This is a genomic window from Wolbachia endosymbiont of Spodoptera picta, from assembly GCF_018141665.1.
GTDB lineage: Bacteria > Pseudomonadota > Alphaproteobacteria > Rickettsiales > Anaplasmataceae > Wolbachia.
Map to the genome: position 1 here is coordinate 359,654 of NZ_CP067976.1, position 15,930 is coordinate 375,583.

Below are 15,930 nucleotides of genomic sequence, written 5' to 3' on the forward strand. Positions count from 1 at the left end.
CTTTACGCAGGAGTATAGCAAGCCTCAGTCGACTTTACGCTAGGTTTAAAATTTTTAAATATATTGACAAATACCTTACCAGTAACATTATCTGTTATTACTTTTAGCTCTTTAGTGGTAACAGAATTGATCTTCTCAACAGCATTTTGATCTTTTAGTAGTGTTATAATCCTTTTGTCATTCAAGCTTGCATTATCAAGTAGAAGTCGAAATTTTTCAGTATCAATAGAATCGATAAAATTCCGACTTTTTAGTAAATCCATAACCATGGAGCGATCAAATTTACTACTACTAGATATAAGTTCAAGTTTTTCAAGATCGATAGAATTGACTCGAACGAATAGACTCTGATCTTTTAGTATTTCTCTAACATCTGTAGAATCAAACTTAATGCTTTTGCATATAATTTTTAATCTATCACCATCAATAGAATGGAGTTGAGGTAATGAAGTCTTTAGTATTGCTACAATCTCTTTATCTGTAAAAAAATAATCACTTTTCATGATACTCACTTTACTTTCATCAAGAGAATTGATTTGATCAAATAAACTCTGATCTTTCAGTAAATTCATAATATATCCTTGATCAGAATACTTAAATATTAAGTCAAATATTTTACGATTCATCGAATTGATGCGTTCAACAACTTCCTGATTTTTTAGTAATTCTATAATAATGGTATAATCAAATTTCCTAAATACGGATTTAGATTTTCTAGGATCAATCAAATCGATAAGCTTAACAAATTCTCGGTCTTTTAGTACTTTTATAATATATTCACTATTAAACCTATCACTTTTAACTATGTATTTAAGCAGTTCTTCACTAATAATATTGATGTTCTTAGCAACTTTCTTATTTTTTAGTAATTCTACAATAATATTAATATCATCAAACTTACCACTATTAAGTATGAGTTGAAATCTTTCAGGAGCAATCGAATTGATGCGTTCAAGAATTTCCTGATCTTCCAGTAATTTTATGATATCTTTAAGACTAAATTTATCATTCTCAATTATATATTTCAACGTTTCTTTATCAATAAGATCGATGTTCCTAGCAGCATTTTGACTTTCTAGTAATCCTATAATACTGGTACCATTAAACTTACCACTATTAAGTATGAGTTGAAATCTTTCAGGAGCAACCGAATTGATGCGTTCAAGAATTTCCTTGTTTTCTAATAATTTTGTAACATCTTCATCACTAAGCTTACCACTTTCAAATATACATTTTAGTATTTCTTCATTAAGATAAAACTGAACATCATCAACACGTTTTTCATTAGTTCCTTTATCTCCTAATGCTTCTTTCGCGAAGTTATTCGGATCATTTTTTTCATCTTCCTCGTAATAATAATTATCATAATATCCATAATCTTCTTCATTCTCCTCACTATCACTACTTTCGAATTCATTGTTGATATTGCAAACCTTCCCACCTTTTAGTATTTCTAGAATATTGTGCTCCGCAGGTGCATCATTTAGCATGGACCTAAACATTTCATCATCATAATCGTTGATGTGATTAACAATGCTCTCATCTAATAGTAATTCTTCAATACCTTTGTGACTAAACTTATTATGATACTTGCATAAGATTTTAAGCTTACTGTAATCCATTGAATTGATGCCATCAACAACTCTTTGATTTGATAGTAATTCTCTGTTATAAGTCTTACATATCAGTTGAAGTTTTTCGTTATATAAGTCTTCTGCATTGCCTGCCTTATCAAAATCCATAATCTTATTTCAATTTACTTAGTATTTTAATTTTGCATGTATTAGGAGGAAATAATCAAGCATTATGATAAAAGGCCTAATGAATTTATTAGTTTATTTATGTTTCTTTTCATGTATAAATTTATAGAAAGTTTTATGTAGAAGTTATTTTATGAGCAAAATTATAGAAATCAGAGCGCCAAAAACTCTTGGTGGTGAATCAGTTACGGAAGGTATAGTAAAAATAAAGAAAAATATCGGCGAAGCAGTAAAAGTAGATGACTTGATCTTTGAAATTGAAACTGATAAAACGGCGCTAGAACTAACTGCAGAAGCTTCAGGACAAATAACTGAATTTTTTGTGAAAGAGGATGATGTAATTAGCTCTGATCAATTACTGGCAAAACTTGCTGTAGGAGAAGTAAAAGAAGAAGTGAAAAAAGAAGATAAAGGCGAAAGCGCTGATAAAAAAGATGCCCCTTCAGCTCGTAAAATTATGGAAGAAAATGCAATTAGTGCAGAAAATGTAAAAGGAACTGGCATGGGAGGCAGAATAACTAAAGCGGATGTGATAGACCATATGAGTAAAGCTGAACAACCTCCGGTAAAACAATATGAATCGCCAAAAAGTGTAGTAAGTGGAGAGAGAAGAGAAGAGCGAGTGAAAATGAGCAAAATAAGGCAAGTAATAGCTGCTCGTTTGAAAGCATCGCAAAATACTGCTGCAATACTGACCACGTTCAATGAAATTGACATGAAAAACGTCATGGATCTGAGGGCAAAGTATAAAGAAACTTTTGAAAAGAAATATGGAATAAAACTGGGTTTCATGTCGTTTTTTATAAAGGCAGCAGTGCAAGCACTAAAAGAAATTCGTGAGATTAACGCTGAGATTTCAGGTGATGAAATTGTATATAAAAATTACTATGACATAGGTGTTGCTGTTGGCACTGACAAAGGTCTTGTTGTACCAGTTATTCGTGATGCTGATCAAATGTCATTTGCTGAAATTGAACTAACTTTAGTTGCTCTTGGCAAAAAAGCACGAGAAGGTAAGCTGCAAGTATCGGAAATGGAAGGTGCAACATTTACTATCTCAAACGGTGGTGTGTATGGTTCACTTCTTTCTACTCCGATAATAAACCCTCCGCAATCTGGAATACTTGGCATGCACTCAATACAAAATAGACCAGTTGCTGTGAGTAGCTCAATTGAAATCAGACCTATGATGTACATTGCCCTCTCTTACGACCACAGAATAGTTGATGGTAAAGGAGCAGTTACTTTCCTTGTTAAAATAAAAAATTACATAGAAGATCCAAATAGATTGGTTTTGGAAGTTTAAACAAGTTAAAAACGGCAGGTAAGTTTTTCTGAAGTTTTCAAGGTGGGTGTTACAGCTGTGCAAACATTTGTTTATAAAGGTAACTTATACAAAAAATGGTCAGTGCTTACTGTACGAGCATTGTGATTTAGGCCTAAAAAATGCGAGTAGCCCATTTGGTGTTATCCAAGTAGCTGACACTGGGATCCAAATTGCAAGTAATGCATTAGGTTGGGTGAGTATAGGTCTTGCGTTATAGAATGGTGATGTCATTCCAGTGCTTGACACTGGAATCCAGAAAAATTTACAAGCAAACTAAGCTTATGCTAAATTTGATGAGATAAAATGAAAAACTGGATTCCAGTGTCAAGCACTGGAATGACATCATTTACTATGTGCCATATTGCAATGTTTGTAAAGTTGTGTGTGTGGTCCACCAAAAGGGTGTCAGCTACTTGCATGACACTATCTGCTATTTTTCCTTGTCTGAATGAATACAAAACGGTTTTTGGTTACTCACGAAATAGATTTGTCCATTTTGCTCTTATTATTTAAAACGCTTTTGTGCCAAATATGTCAAAATTTTTATTTGACATATGTTAAAAACATTCTAAGGTAAGGCTATTTATAGAATAAGGGGGTATATAATGTGTGCGCCAAGAAGTACGTAAGGAACAGTTGGTGAAAATCCAACACGGGTAAAGCTTAGCCAGCAACCTGGAACAAACCATTATGCTGCGTAAGGTAACGAGCGTAGTAAAGCTAATGGAATGGACAACATAGGGTGCAACGAAAGTGAAGGTATTGAGTCCCGTAATTCACGCGTCATGGGGGCCGACACTTTACATTTGGTGGAAGGCAACATGGGTAATAACGCTAAGGAAAGATATTACTCACCCCATCGGGATCGAAGGCCGCGTCATGTGTTGAGATGGACCTTACGTGAACTTGGGAGATCCTTTGTATTCCTGTAAGGGTACTCTGGAACAAGTCAATAAAGGCAAGGACTGGAGGAAGATGCAAAGGAAGTCGGACTAACTGATAGTACTCGGAGTGTGGGAAAGCCACATACAAGGGGAAGCGGTTAGCAATATAGTGACTGGTATAGGGATTGCTATACCAATACAACAGAGATTGGAGGAGTATGCAAGGAAAACTAAACCAGATAGCAGTAAGGGCTAAGCAAGATAAGCGAGTAAAATTTACATCGCTAGTTCATTTGATTAATGAAGAGAATCTTGCAGAGTGTTACAAGGAACTAAAACGCAACAAGGCTTGCGGTATAGATCGTGTGACAGTGGAAGCTTATGGAGAAAATCTAGAAGAGAAACTTAGAATGCTAGTGGATAGTATGAAGAGAAAGCAATACCGACCGCAACCAGTGAAAAGGGTATACATACCCAAAATTGGAAGCAAGGAAAAACGCGGTCTCGGAATACCATCAACAGAAGAAAAGTTGGTACAGGTAATGCTAAAGAAGATATTAGAAAATATTTATGAAGCAAACTTTATGGACAGCTCGTATGGATTTCGACCAGGAAGAAATTGTCATCAGGCGATAAACGTTCTAGATAAAGCAGTTATGCACAAACCAATTAACTATATTGTAGAAGTGGATATCAAGAAGTTCTTTGATAATGTTCAACATAAATGGCTAATGAATTGTCTAAGGGAACGAATAGCTGACCCAAATTTATTGTGGTTAATAAAACGATTTCTAAAGGCAGGAATAGTCGAAGTTGGATGTTATAAAGCAACCGATCAAGGCACACCACAAGGTGGTATAGTAAGCCCTGTATTAGCTAATATATACTTACACTATGTGCTGGACTTATGGTTTGAAAAGAAATTTAAGCCAAAAGCCAGAGGATATATACAGCTAATAAGGTTTTGCGACGATTTTGTAGTTGGCTGCGAGAGGGAAGAAGACGCAAAAGAATTTCTAGAATTACTGAAACAAAGACTAAGTAAATTTGGATTGGAAATAGCTGAAAATAAAACAAAAATAGTAAAGTTTGGTAAGAAAGAATGGTATCAAGCAGAAAGAGAGAAACGTAGGACGGCTAGCTTCAACTTTCTAGGATTTACACATTATTGTGGAAAAAGTCGTAATGGTAAACTTATGATGAAGCAGAAAACTTCAAAAATAAGCCTAGCTAGAAAGATTAAAGAAATCAAAGAGTGGTTGAAGATGGTACGAAGTCGTATCTGCCTCAAAGATTGGTGGCAGAAACTTAAAGCCAAACTAACAGGACACTATAGCTACTTCGGAGTTAGCGGAAATTATCGGTGTTTGATTCAATTCAATCGACTGGCAACAAAGTTAGCATTTAAGTGGATAAACCGACGTAGTCAAAAGAAAAGTATCGATTGGGAACAATTTATACACTATTTAAAAGTAAATCCATTACCAAAACCAAAGGTATATGTTTCTTTATACACAGGAGCACTAGTGTGAACGCTGTATTGTGGAGCCGTGTGCGGGAAATCCGCAAGCACGGTTCTTTTGGGGAGACTATGGTTATGAGACCAAATCGCTGATTTCAAGGTCATAAGTCTCTACCAGACGGAATTGATCGAGCCAAGAGAGGATGTTGTGGTTCTGGGAAATGAATCTGCAAATTTGAAAAATTTAAAGATTGAGTTGAATTAATGTTATTACCCCCAAACGCAACAAAGCAAGAGCAAGCACTGGTTGATGCAACAGATTATAAGGTTGATCCGAGCTATATCAGAGGATTTAAGTTTAGTCTTAAAGATGAAATACTGCCGTGGATAATAGAAGAATATGGTTTAGAAGAAATACTGCGCTGGGTAAAAGATAGAAGAAAAGCCGTAATAGAAGGAGTAAAATTTCAAAGACTGAGAGGAACTCCAGCATCACTAAAAGTAGCACTAAAATGGGCAAATATAGAAGATATTACAATCATCGAAGAACCACCTGGTAAACACTTCTTTGAATTACAAATAGGAATAAAAGATGTTCCAAATGACTTTTTTGTAGATGCAGTAGTAGAACTTGCAAAACTATCGTTACCAGCAAGATCGCGGCTAATGAGGATTTTCAATGATCACTATAACGTTGATAGGTTTATTTTAGATGAAAGTTTATTTGGAAGTTTGTTATCAGACTACTCTGGTATAAAAGTTGAAAAAAATGGGCCAGTGTTATCGTTTGGAAGAATAAATTTTTTCAGTTCTAGAGGTCCGTTAGTAGAGATTGTAGACAACTATTTAAGAGAGCATTATGAACAAACATTTAGTAATGACATATATCGATTAGATGTAGCAGTACTTGGAGAAACAGAGCCTCACACAAAGGATTACAAAGGCATTTATGAAAGAAGTCATCAGTGGTATAACGTAAAAGCACTATATCCATTACCACAAAGTTTATTACCAGAAATTAAGTTTGCGAAAGCACAGATTGTACTGTCAGATAGCTGGAAATTAGGAGAAATAAATAGCTGTTTTCCTCTTTGTTATCAAGAAGAGATAGGAGGCACACTTTTCCTTGGTAATGATAAACTTTCTGATCAGCTATGGAACTTGGAATACACACCAATTTTGGAAAGATTTAATATCAGCTATGAATATGAAGCAAAGAATCTTACTGATCAAAAGGTTGCGAAAGCTAATTTAACGGAATATCACGTTAGTTGCAAAATGATAGAAGTTCAGGAAAAGAAGATTCAATACACGAATTAGAAAATTACATTTTAGTGTTTTACCCAGGAGTACTGAAGTGGCATGAACATCGACATTTGCACAGAAGTTGGAAAAATAGTCAAGTAATATCTCTAATAAGTTAAGTACTTATATTTAGATCCTCATATATTATATTAATAATAGGTTAAAATGTATGAAATAAAAAGAAAAGGACTTGCTTTCTCATGCTAAAAAGGACATGACTTGAATAGCGGCAGGTAAATATAAGAAATTTGTCTGGCGCTAGAAAAGCTAATTTTGTGAGGTAAGTATGAAGTTTAGCAAGAGTAAGTTTTTTAAAGAAGTATCAAGTAAAAACATTAATAAAAGAAATGAAGAAGGAGAGACGATCTTGCATCAAGCAGTAGAAATCTCTGATTACAAAACAGTGAGATTATTAATAAAAAAAGGATCAGAGGTAAATGCAAGAGATAAAAAGGGTTATACACCACTACACTGTGCAGTATTTGCGAAAAGCTTAGAAAATGTAAAAGTGCTGCTAAGGTCGGGAGCAGAAGTAAATGCCACTCAATATGTCACTGGATGTACGCCACTACACTCTGCGTGCAAAATAGGAGGAGCAGGAGTTGAAATAATAAAAGAGCTAGTAAAAGCAGGAGCTGAGGTTAATCAACTGAATAAATATGGTGCAACACCAATGTATTACATTTGGGAAAGTGAAAAGTATTCTCTGTGTGATAGTAAAGAAAGTGAAAAGGCGAGCAAATTTCTGAGAGAAAAAGGTGGAATAACAAAAAGCAGAGAACTGACGTGCTATGGAATAGAGAGGCTAGTGGGAGAAATAGCAGACATGTTGAATGGGAGCTATATGCCGGAGCTAAAAATAATAGAGATAGGAGAAATAAGGAAGAAAGATAAATCACTAATAAAGGAAGAATGTGAAAATTTAGCAAGCAAAATAATGAGCCAAGTAAGTGAAATGATAGATGAGGTGGTGAAAAGGAGGGCTTAAAGAAGGGGTTTAAATTCAGAGAAAAGGTGAGGTAGGTCATGAGTAAAAAAGGAAAAGAGGAGTCACTATTAGAGAACTCATTTAAAAATATTTATGCAAGAGACAGAATAGCTCTGCATTACGCGGTAGACGCAAAAACAGTGAAGTTATTAGTTGAAAAAGGAGCGAATGTGAATGTAGCAGATGCGGAAGGATATACAGCACTGCATCTAGCGGTAACGGAGAAACGTCTAGAAACCGTGAGAGAATTGATAAAATCAGGAGCGAATGTAAATGCGGAAGAATATGAAAATAAATGCACTCCATTGCACCTTGCATGTATGGTGGGGAAAGTGGAAATAGTGGAGGAGCTAGTAAAAGCAGGGGCTGAAATAGAGCAAGCAGATAAATTTGGAATGACAGCAATGGATTATGCGAAAAATAGCAAAGAGATAACCGAGATATTGAAGAAAGAAACGGACAGAATTGAAAAGTTATTTGAACAAATAGAACCTTCTATGAGAGGCTGAAAATATGGAAAGAGAAACAGAAAAGAAAGTAATGAATTTAGAGAGAAAACCTTTGGGTGAGCTGAGAAAAACGTGGAAGAAGGTATTTGGGGAAGAGGCACCTAAACACTCAAAGAAATATCTGATGCCTAGATTAGCGTATAGAATGCAGGAGGAAGCTTATGGAAAAATGTCAAGAAAAGGAGCAAAAAGACTAGAGTATCTAGCAGATCAACTAGAGAAGGGAAAAAGAATAAGTAGTGACAAACTTCCAGTAGCAGGAACAGAGCTAATATTAGAGAGAGGAGAAGAGATGCATGCGGTAATGGTAACAGATAAGGGTTTAATCTACAGAGAAGAATTTTTTACGTCATTGTCAGCAGTAGCCGGAAAAATAATGGGAATGAGTTACAACGGCCCTTTATTATTTGGAATGCGTGAAAAAAATGGAAGTTGAAAATGCTAAAAGAAGTAAGATGTGCAATATATACGAGAAAGTCAAATGAGGATGGACTAGAACAAAAGTTTAACAGTCTTGATGCGCAACGAGTAGCATGTGAAAAGTATATAAAGAGCAAAGAAGGCTGGGTAGCATTGGCAAAAAAGTACGATGATGGAGGATATTCAGGAAAAAATTTAGAAAGACCAGCGATAAAGGAATTATTTGAAGATGTCAGAGGAGGAGAGATAGACTGTGTAGTAGTATATACACTAGATAGGTTATCAAGAGAAACAAAAGACAGCATAGAAGTAACGTCATTTTTTAGAAGGCACCGAGTAAATTTTGTAGCAGTAACACAGATATTTGACAATAATACGCCAATGGGAAAATTCGTACAGACAGTATTATCAGGAGCAGCACAACTAGAAAGAGAGATGATAGTAGAGAGAGTAAAAAATAAAATAGCAACATCAAAAGAACAAGGTTTATGGATGGGAGGAACTTTACCGCTTGGGTATGATGTAAAAGATAAGGAATTAATAATAAATGAAAAAGAAGCAAAAACAGTGCAGCATATATTTGAAAGATATTTGGAGCTGAAGTCAATGGCAGAGTTGGCAAGAGAGTTAAACAGGGAAGGATACCGAACAAAAGCAAAAACGGATATCTTTAAAAAAGCAACGGTGAGAAGAATAATAACAAATCCAATATATGTGGGAAAGATAAGACATTATGACAAACAGTATGAGGGAAAGCATGAAGCAATAATAGAAGAGGAAAAGTGGAAAAAAGCACAAGAATTGATAAGTAATCAACCGTATCGAGGAGTAAAATATGAGGAAGCGCTACTAAAGGGAATAATTAAATGTAAGAGCTGTGATGTAAATATGACGCTGACATACTCAAAAAAAGAGAATAAGAGATATCGATATTACGTATGCAACAATCATTTAAGGGGAAAGGGTTGTGAATCAGGAAGCCGAAATGTAATAGCAGGAGAAGTAGAAAAAGAAGTAATGAAGAGAGCAGAAGATTTATATGAAAAATGGGAAGAAAAAGCGGAAGAGTGGAGTTTTGGAAAGCAGAAAGAAGTAGTGAAAAAGTTAATAAAGGGAGTGATGGTAAAAGAAGATGGAATAGAAGTGCGTTTAGAGGGTAAGGTAGAATTTGTACCAATAAAGAAGAAAGGAAATAAATGCAGGATAGTAGAGCCAGAAGGTAAAACAAATAATGTGCTACTGAAAGCAGTGGTAAGAGCTCATTCGTGGAAACGTCAACTGGAGGCAGGAAAATATGGAAGTGTGAAAGAGCTGAGTGCCAAAATTAATATAGGTACAAGACGTATACAGCAAATTTTGAGGCTGAATTATTTAGCACCAAAGATTAAAGAAGACATAGTAAATGGGAGGCAGCTAAGAGATTTGAGGTTAGCTGAATTAAGGGAAATACCGATGCTTTGGGGTGAGCAATTGAAGAAATTTTACGGCTCAGCATCGTAACGTTTATAAAAACAACAATATGAAAAAACATCGAAAAAAGTATGTGCCAGAAAATTAAAAAAGGTTATTGCAAAAGGAGCTACTACAAAGGGCCACACAAAAAGATGTTGAAATTGATATAGAAGAGCAAATAAATGTTACAAAATCAATTATGTAGAAAATCAATATAAGTGATGAAGATTTTAGCATATTAGGTGCAACAATGGTAGAAGATGTATCCAATTTTAGCTGCATATTTTAATAGTAGATTTAGAGGAAAATTCTTTAAACATCAAAAAAGGCAATACTCTAAACTTCAGCACACAACTCCAGGAAATAGTACATGTCGAGCAATCTATAGCCCCTTTTGAATCTGAGAGTGTACTTGAAAATCCATAAACATTAAGTAAACTTTTTAAATAAAATAGTTTCTTTTTCAACTTACTAAATAAACTTCTCCCATCATTGCTGTGTAACAAATCATATACAAAGCTATGGTCTACTTACAAGCAGTGCCTTCTGTTGATGAGATGCTTTTTCTATCTTTAACTCATCCATACTACAGCTTGGCAAGCTTGAATAGCATAAGGAATCTTTTTGTTCTTGCGTTTGTTTTGCCAAGGCCTTATTTCTATAAAGTAGGGGTTGAAAATGATCATGGCCTCCATTTACCATATGTAAGACACTATTGTGACTATAATCTATCTTACCTGCTTTTGATCCTGAGCTATCTATTAACTGATGCAAGAACGGATCTTGTTGCTTATCAATAGTGTGCAATGGGTTACTTTCTGCAACATGCAATTTCACACCATACTTATCACAAAGTATTCTGCCCTCGATATCGGAACGTCCCCAAAATTCATTCTTTCCAATGCTATTGATATATTGGTTACACGTAATTCCACGATTTACGAACTCACCTTCAACCTCATCAAAGTCATTGCCAATTTTACTTATAAACCACTCTGGAGGATTGTCTTGCGCAAATCTCTTACACTCATTCCTTAACTGCTCTACAGTAACTTTGATTCCCTTCTGTTGTTCCAGACTTTGCCTGAATGAATCAAAAAAACAGCTTCCATTATTGATTGCGTGCCCTAAATAGAAGTCATCAGGTATGTTTGATTTTTGCTCTTTATCACCTTGTTTTTCTGCCTTTTCAATAATTTCTTCCTCTAAACCAAAAATCTTACTCCAGTTGTATTTACCTTCTAACCCCAATTTTTTACTTTCCTTTTCTGCTGCTTTAGCTAAGTCTGTTTTAGAAATATCCCCTTTTTCTTCATAGAACCTAGATAAAATTTTAAAGATATCTATCAGGTAAGTTTTTACGTCAAAATTCTTCTCCTTTTTTACAATATTAGACTCAATATTGCGTAAATCTTGTAATAACTTATGCCTTCTAGCAATTTCCTCCATAGAATCCCTTCTTAACTCTTCACGTTCTGTCCATTTGTTGTTAGACTCGCTTATTACTTCAGGATGCATTAATTTTCCAGACCTTTCAAAATATCCCTGTTCAATAGCATAGTAGACATCATAATCACCAAGTGCACAATCCTCGCCTAATTCTTCTTCATGACCTTTGAATTTTTCCAATACTTCCTCTCTATTACTCACTTCTACTATAATTTTGCTTTTATCTTGTACGTCAGGATACAGTCTAACGTCTATATTTCCCAAACTGGTATAGAAAGTTAATACTATATCGCTGCCTTCTGTAAGATCTGTGTAATTCCTTATGCCATCTTGGGTTATAATTTCCACCTCACTTTTGCCAATTTTTATTACACTCCTTCCATATCCTTTTTCTCCTTGAGGTATTCCTAAATTCCTTGTTCTATCTGTGATTTTTGCAACATCTATTATACTATCCTCTGAGTATTCTAAGTAAGATACACTGTTATCGATTTTTCCATCACACAGTTGACCACTGGTAGCATCCCTTGCAACTCTAAAAAATTCTTCAGCATAATTAATGTACTCTACATGAGCCTTGATTACATTAGCTTTATGATCTTTAAACTCTCGTTCTATTGTATCAATGACTTTTAAACTATCTGAGTTTTTTAACTTTGCTCCTCTCGATATTAATGCACATACTATATCACTGGCAATTCCATAGCTTCCTTCTAACTTAGCAATTTTTTCTAGTACGTGATCTGCAAAGTAATAATCTTTGTCTTTAGCAAAATTTAATCTCATTCCAGAAGCTATAATCTCATTTACAACTTCCTGTAGTTCAATCATGCTTTTAGCTTTTACTACCTTACTCAAAAACTTATTTAGCTTAGCAAGTTGATTTGTTTGATACATCTCTGACAAGAGACTATCACATTTTTCACAATTATCTTGCTTATTACCTACAAAGTCAGTTGCTCCTGCTTTTAAGAGTAAAGCTTTTACATCAGGAAATTGACAAAACGGCCAAATTGAACTATCACCCTTAACATTTAAAACTATCTTTAAATCTTGGTTATTTTTATGTTTATCTAAAAATTTTTTCAGATCTTCAACACCTGGACCATAAGGATTATCGCAATCTTCATCAGAATCTGTAGCTTTAACCATTTTACGTAGTTGGTCTCTTAACTTTTTTTGGTTGTCAGTTAAAAAACACTCTATAATATTGTTGCTATCAATTGCAATTTGCAGTGGGGTTTTTCCATTGTTATTTTTTATGTTTAAATCAGCTCCTTTGCTTATGAGTAAATCCATAACCTTTCTGCTATAATCATTACAATTAGCAGCATAATAGTGTAAAGGTGTATTACCTTTTTTATCTTGTATATTTGGATCAGTTTTTGCATCTAAGAGATACTTTAGACCTTCATACTCACTGGAATAAATAGCAGTATCATGCAAAAGTGTTTTACCTTTATTATCCTGCATATTTAAATCAGCACCAGCTTTGAGAAGAGGATGAATGGCTTCATCGTGTGCGACAAACACATTCAATACTGTTGTTCCTAGATGTCCTCTTTTTAGATTAAGAACGTACTTCAGGTCTTTATTTTTCTCGTTACTTTCTAAAAACTGCTTAAGATTTGAAAATGAGTCATAATTCCCCATATTAAAATCTTTTATAATACTATTGAGTAATTTTTGATTTAACTTTTTTTGACTCTCTTCCAGTTTTAAGTTAGGTGCATGAATAAGCCACTCATCTATTAAATCCTCTAAGTATTTTTTATCATCTATCAAACTTCTATCAGCCCAAAATAAATCTCGCTTAATGAATTCATAATAACTATCTACTGGTAATTCAGTTGCTTCTGTTTTTGGGCTACCTATTTCTGAACACTCTTGTCCAGCACTTAGGTCACACTTCAGTTTTTGCTCATCAGTGTGTTTGCTTTGTTCACTGATAGGTTCTGCAATATATTTTACTGGCCCTGTACCCATATTACCTGCTAGCTCTAGATATAGGATATATTATATAGAATGTGTAGTATGTGTCAAGCTAATTTCAACATAATCTTTTTACTACTCATATTTTTGTTAAGTTTTTATGGTGAGTACTGCTAGGTTAAAAGTTGTTTATTACTGGAAGTTTTAGCCAATTTTACTATAGATCAACAAAATTGAGAACACCAGCTATATTGAATATATAGGAATATGATGCTTTAAAGGAGTACGGAAACTGCTGAAGTTTTTACAGCAAACCTGTATAGAGCAACTTCAGCAGAATAAACAAATACATGCCAATATTAGTAGAGAACTATTTACAGGTCAACTAACTTTTTCAAAACATATTTTAGTGAAAGTACCATGCTAGTTAGTGTTATAAAAAATTCAATTGTTTACTCCTTCAAAAAAGGGCGTATCTTTGTGAGAACAAGCAGCTTAAAAATAAGGTTATAAAAATAGAAGTTTGAAATCTTTGCAATAAAGTTAGGCAAAATAGTTCGTATGTAGATGTGGGTGAAATGGGCTAATGTGGTTAGTTTTAGCGTATAATAAAATTACCGTATAAAAAAGTTCGTACGGTACACATGGTAGACCATGCCATCCCAAGAAAAACACTTCTCACCAACTTTGATTTTGAACGCTGGAAGTGGTTATTTTACTTGAGATCTTAATAATATATTTTGTTAAATTAATACTAGTTTATTTTAGAATAATCACTAAGGTAGACTTATAAAAAACAGAATTTAAAATAAACAAAACGTCATGTATCTCTCATATTAAGAGGCTTTTGTTGAGAGTTATTCAAGTCTAAAAAAATTTTCAAATTGAGGATTGACAAAACCTAAAAACGGGATATCTTACTTGAAATGGTATCAAGTTACTATAGTGTATGTTAGACGTAACAGTTTCCATTTTTTTCCATTCATAAAGAGGTGATCATGCTACGTTCAGATATTCCAAAAGTTTTATTTTCGTCTATTAAAGAGGATGCTCCTTATAGAGCATCTAAGCTTTTTCAAATTGAACGCTGGTGCTATGCAAATTGGCGTCTGCACCAAAAAAGTGGCAAAAAAGGACGTAATTTTCTTGCACAGGTATTGTCTAGTGAGGATTGTTGGAAAAAAGTAGACAATTTACATGGAGTTAAGCTTGATAGGCAAGTCGTAGGCAAAAAGTTAATTGCGCCAGATTCAGGTAATCTCTTTGATAAGTATGCCATTGCCTGTAGTTGCTGTCTAGAAGAAGATATTATTGCTTTGTTTGAGGAAAGAAAAGAGGAATTATCAGCTCAAGGTAAGAGTAGTCTATTGGAGTATGAGCACTTAGTTAGGTGTTGCGGGTCGGGTCTTTTAGCGCAGTTTTGGTCACATTTTATTAGCGGTTATATCTCTAAATTAAATTTAGATGGCTGTCATCCATATGAATATGGACTTAAGTGTGCTATGAGCCTTAAGCAGGAGCAGGCAGTGGAATTCTTTTGGAATAAAATAAAATCATTACCTGAAAGTGAGATGAGTGAACAGAAAAAGGATGAAATCTTGATGAAGACAGCAGTATATGTAGCAGGGAACCGTTGTAATAGTTATCCTGAAATATTCGAGTTTTGTTTTAGTCAAATAAGTCCTGATAAATATCCAGAACTTCTAAAAAGAGACTTAGCTGAAAATGGTTATTATGGTAGTTTGAATACACTACAGGGTGCACTTCGCTTTGATAAATTTCAGGAATTATTTGATTGTTTAAAGCCAAATGATGTTCCAGAAGATGATTATAATATCTGGTTAGACATGGAAATCAAAAAACATTCAGAGCCTTATGTAAGTGAAAGTGTAAAGCTTTTTATGCATATGTGGATGAAGGAAGGATTTGATAGCCATCGTGCTTTAGTGATAAGAGAGGAACTAGAGGATAAATCACCTCTTTTCTGTACAGTTTTATTAACACCTTTAGTAGAAAAGGGCTGTATGGAACCAGTATGGGCGTTATTAAATAAAGCTAATTCTGATCAGGTTAAAGAGTTTATGTGTTCTAAACAGGCAGGCTACATACGATCTATATTGGAAAAAAGAGATGCTGATTCATTGAATAAGTTTCTAGCATATAGAAAGTCTACAGATGAAGAGTTCACTAGCTTAACTGAAGTTGAATTAAGCAAAGCATGTGAGCAATTAGGGTTAGGCAATTAAGGTATTATAAGGCAATTCTATAAAGTAGGTGGTGGTTTCTTGTTACTACTTTAGCTTCTGTCAAAAAGATGTTGCATTGTAATACAAATGTTATATACACAAGTCAGCATGTAGGCAAAAATAGCTTTTATTATTGATATCTCTGATGGTTATACAATAAGCTTGGTATAGTGGGTTTAGTATAATATAATGAAGG

General features: G+C 34.3%; 10 protein-coding genes and 2 pseudogenes. 10 read left to right on the forward strand and 2 right to left on the reverse strand.

Features of this window, described 5'->3' with window-relative positions; translation table 11 throughout:
* Positions 1–2 precede the first annotated feature (2 nt).
* On the reverse strand, positions 3–1,742 hold the full coding sequence (locus JKF54_RS01550; protein ID WP_211908366.1) for a hypothetical protein: 1,740 nt from the start codon (positions 1,740–1,742) through the stop codon (positions 3–5).
* Positions 1,743–1,893: 151 nt separating this feature from the next.
* On the opposite strand from JKF54_RS01550, the gene odhB reads away from it, so the two are divergent.
* The 9 genes and pseudogenes from odhB to JKF54_RS01590 all read left to right on the forward strand — a co-directional run bounded on the left by odhB (position 1,894) and on the right by JKF54_RS01590 (position 10,155).
* A complete protein-coding gene (gene odhB, locus JKF54_RS01555) occupies positions 1,894–3,066 on the forward strand; it encodes a 2-oxoglutarate dehydrogenase complex dihydrolipoyllysine-residue succinyltransferase (protein ID WP_211908367.1) in 1,173 nt (390 codons plus the stop codon).
* Between the two features lie 67 nt (positions 3,067–3,133).
* A complete protein-coding gene (locus JKF54_RS01560; RefSeq protein WP_246433223.1) occupies positions 3,134–3,304 on the forward strand; it encodes a hypothetical protein in 171 nt (56 codons plus the stop codon).
* A gap of 885 nt (positions 3,305–4,189) precedes the next feature.
* Positions 4,190–5,503: a group II intron reverse transcriptase/maturase gene (ltrA, locus tag JKF54_RS01565; protein WP_211907771.1), complete on the forward strand. Its 1,314-nt coding sequence runs from the start codon at positions 4,190–4,192 to the stop codon at positions 5,501–5,503.
* Between the two features lie 108 nt (positions 5,504–5,611).
* Positions 5,612–5,698 (forward strand): annotated as a pseudogene (locus tag JKF54_RS06290) (baseplate assembly protein); the annotation flags it as partial.
* Positions 5,698–6,857, forward strand: a pseudogene (locus JKF54_RS01570) (phage tail protein). The pseudogenes JKF54_RS06290 and JKF54_RS01570, both read left to right, overlap by 1 nt.
* Before the next feature lie 167 nt (positions 6,858–7,024).
* The gene (locus JKF54_RS01575; RefSeq protein WP_211908369.1) at positions 7,025–7,726 is read left to right on the forward strand and encodes an ankyrin repeat domain-containing protein; all 702 of its coding nucleotides are present in this window, start codon (positions 7,025–7,027) and stop codon (positions 7,724–7,726) included.
* Between the two features lie 38 nt (positions 7,727–7,764).
* On the forward strand, positions 7,765–8,235 hold the full coding sequence (locus JKF54_RS01580; protein WP_211908370.1) for an ankyrin repeat domain-containing protein: 471 nt from the start codon (positions 7,765–7,767) through the stop codon (positions 8,233–8,235).
* Positions 8,236–8,239: 4 nt separating this feature from the next.
* Positions 8,240–8,671: a DUF2924 domain-containing protein gene (locus tag JKF54_RS01585; RefSeq protein ID WP_211908372.1), complete on the forward strand. Its 432-nt coding sequence runs from the start codon at positions 8,240–8,242 to the stop codon at positions 8,669–8,671.
* 2 nt (positions 8,672–8,673) lie between these two features.
* Positions 8,674–10,155 carry a recombinase family protein gene (locus JKF54_RS01590; RefSeq protein WP_211908374.1) on the forward strand — a complete coding sequence of 494 codons (1,482 nt, stop codon included), beginning with the start codon at positions 8,674–8,676 and terminating at the stop codon, positions 10,153–10,155.
* Positions 10,156–10,626: 471 nt separating this feature from the next.
* Here JKF54_RS01590 and JKF54_RS01595 read toward each other — a convergent pair whose 3' ends face one another.
* Positions 10,627–13,542, reverse strand: a complete 2,916-nt coding sequence (locus JKF54_RS01595; RefSeq protein ID WP_246433224.1) for an ankyrin repeat domain-containing protein — start codon at positions 13,540–13,542, stop codon at positions 10,627–10,629.
* A gap of 944 nt (positions 13,543–14,486) precedes the next feature.
* Here JKF54_RS01595 and JKF54_RS01600 point away from each other — a divergent pair.
* Entirely contained in the window at positions 14,487–15,734 is a 1,248-nt protein-coding gene (locus tag JKF54_RS01600) for a hypothetical protein (RefSeq protein ID WP_211908376.1), read from the forward strand.
* The last annotated feature ends 196 nt before the right edge of the window (positions 15,735–15,930 follow it).

Excerpts from the sequence above, each read along its gene's own strand:
- JKF54_RS01595 (WP_246433224.1), bottom strand. The coding sequence starts at position 13,542 with ATGGGTACAGGGCCAGTAAAATATATTGCAGAACCTATCAGTGAACAA.
- ltrA (WP_211907771.1), top strand. The coding sequence starts at position 4,190 with ATGCAAGGAAAACTAAACCAGATAGCAGTAAGGGCTAAGCAAGATAAG.
- JKF54_RS01600 (WP_211908376.1), top strand. The coding sequence starts at position 14,487 with ATGCTACGTTCAGATATTCCAAAAGTTTTATTTTCGTCTATTAAAGAG.
- JKF54_RS01580 (WP_211908370.1), top strand. The coding sequence starts at position 7,765 with ATGAGTAAAAAAGGAAAAGAGGAGTCACTATTAGAGAACTCATTTAAA.
- JKF54_RS01575 (WP_211908369.1), top strand. The coding sequence starts at position 7,025 with ATGAAGTTTAGCAAGAGTAAGTTTTTTAAAGAAGTATCAAGTAAAAAC.
- odhB (WP_211908367.1), top strand. The coding sequence starts at position 1,894 with ATGAGCAAAATTATAGAAATCAGAGCGCCAAAAACTCTTGGTGGTGAA.
- JKF54_RS01585 (WP_211908372.1), top strand. The coding sequence starts at position 8,240 with ATGGAAAGAGAAACAGAAAAGAAAGTAATGAATTTAGAGAGAAAACCT.
- JKF54_RS01550 (WP_211908366.1), bottom strand. The coding sequence starts at position 1,742 with ATGGATTTTGATAAGGCAGGCAATGCAGAAGACTTATATAACGAAAAA.
- JKF54_RS01590 (WP_211908374.1), top strand. The coding sequence starts at position 8,674 with ATGCTAAAAGAAGTAAGATGTGCAATATATACGAGAAAGTCAAATGAG.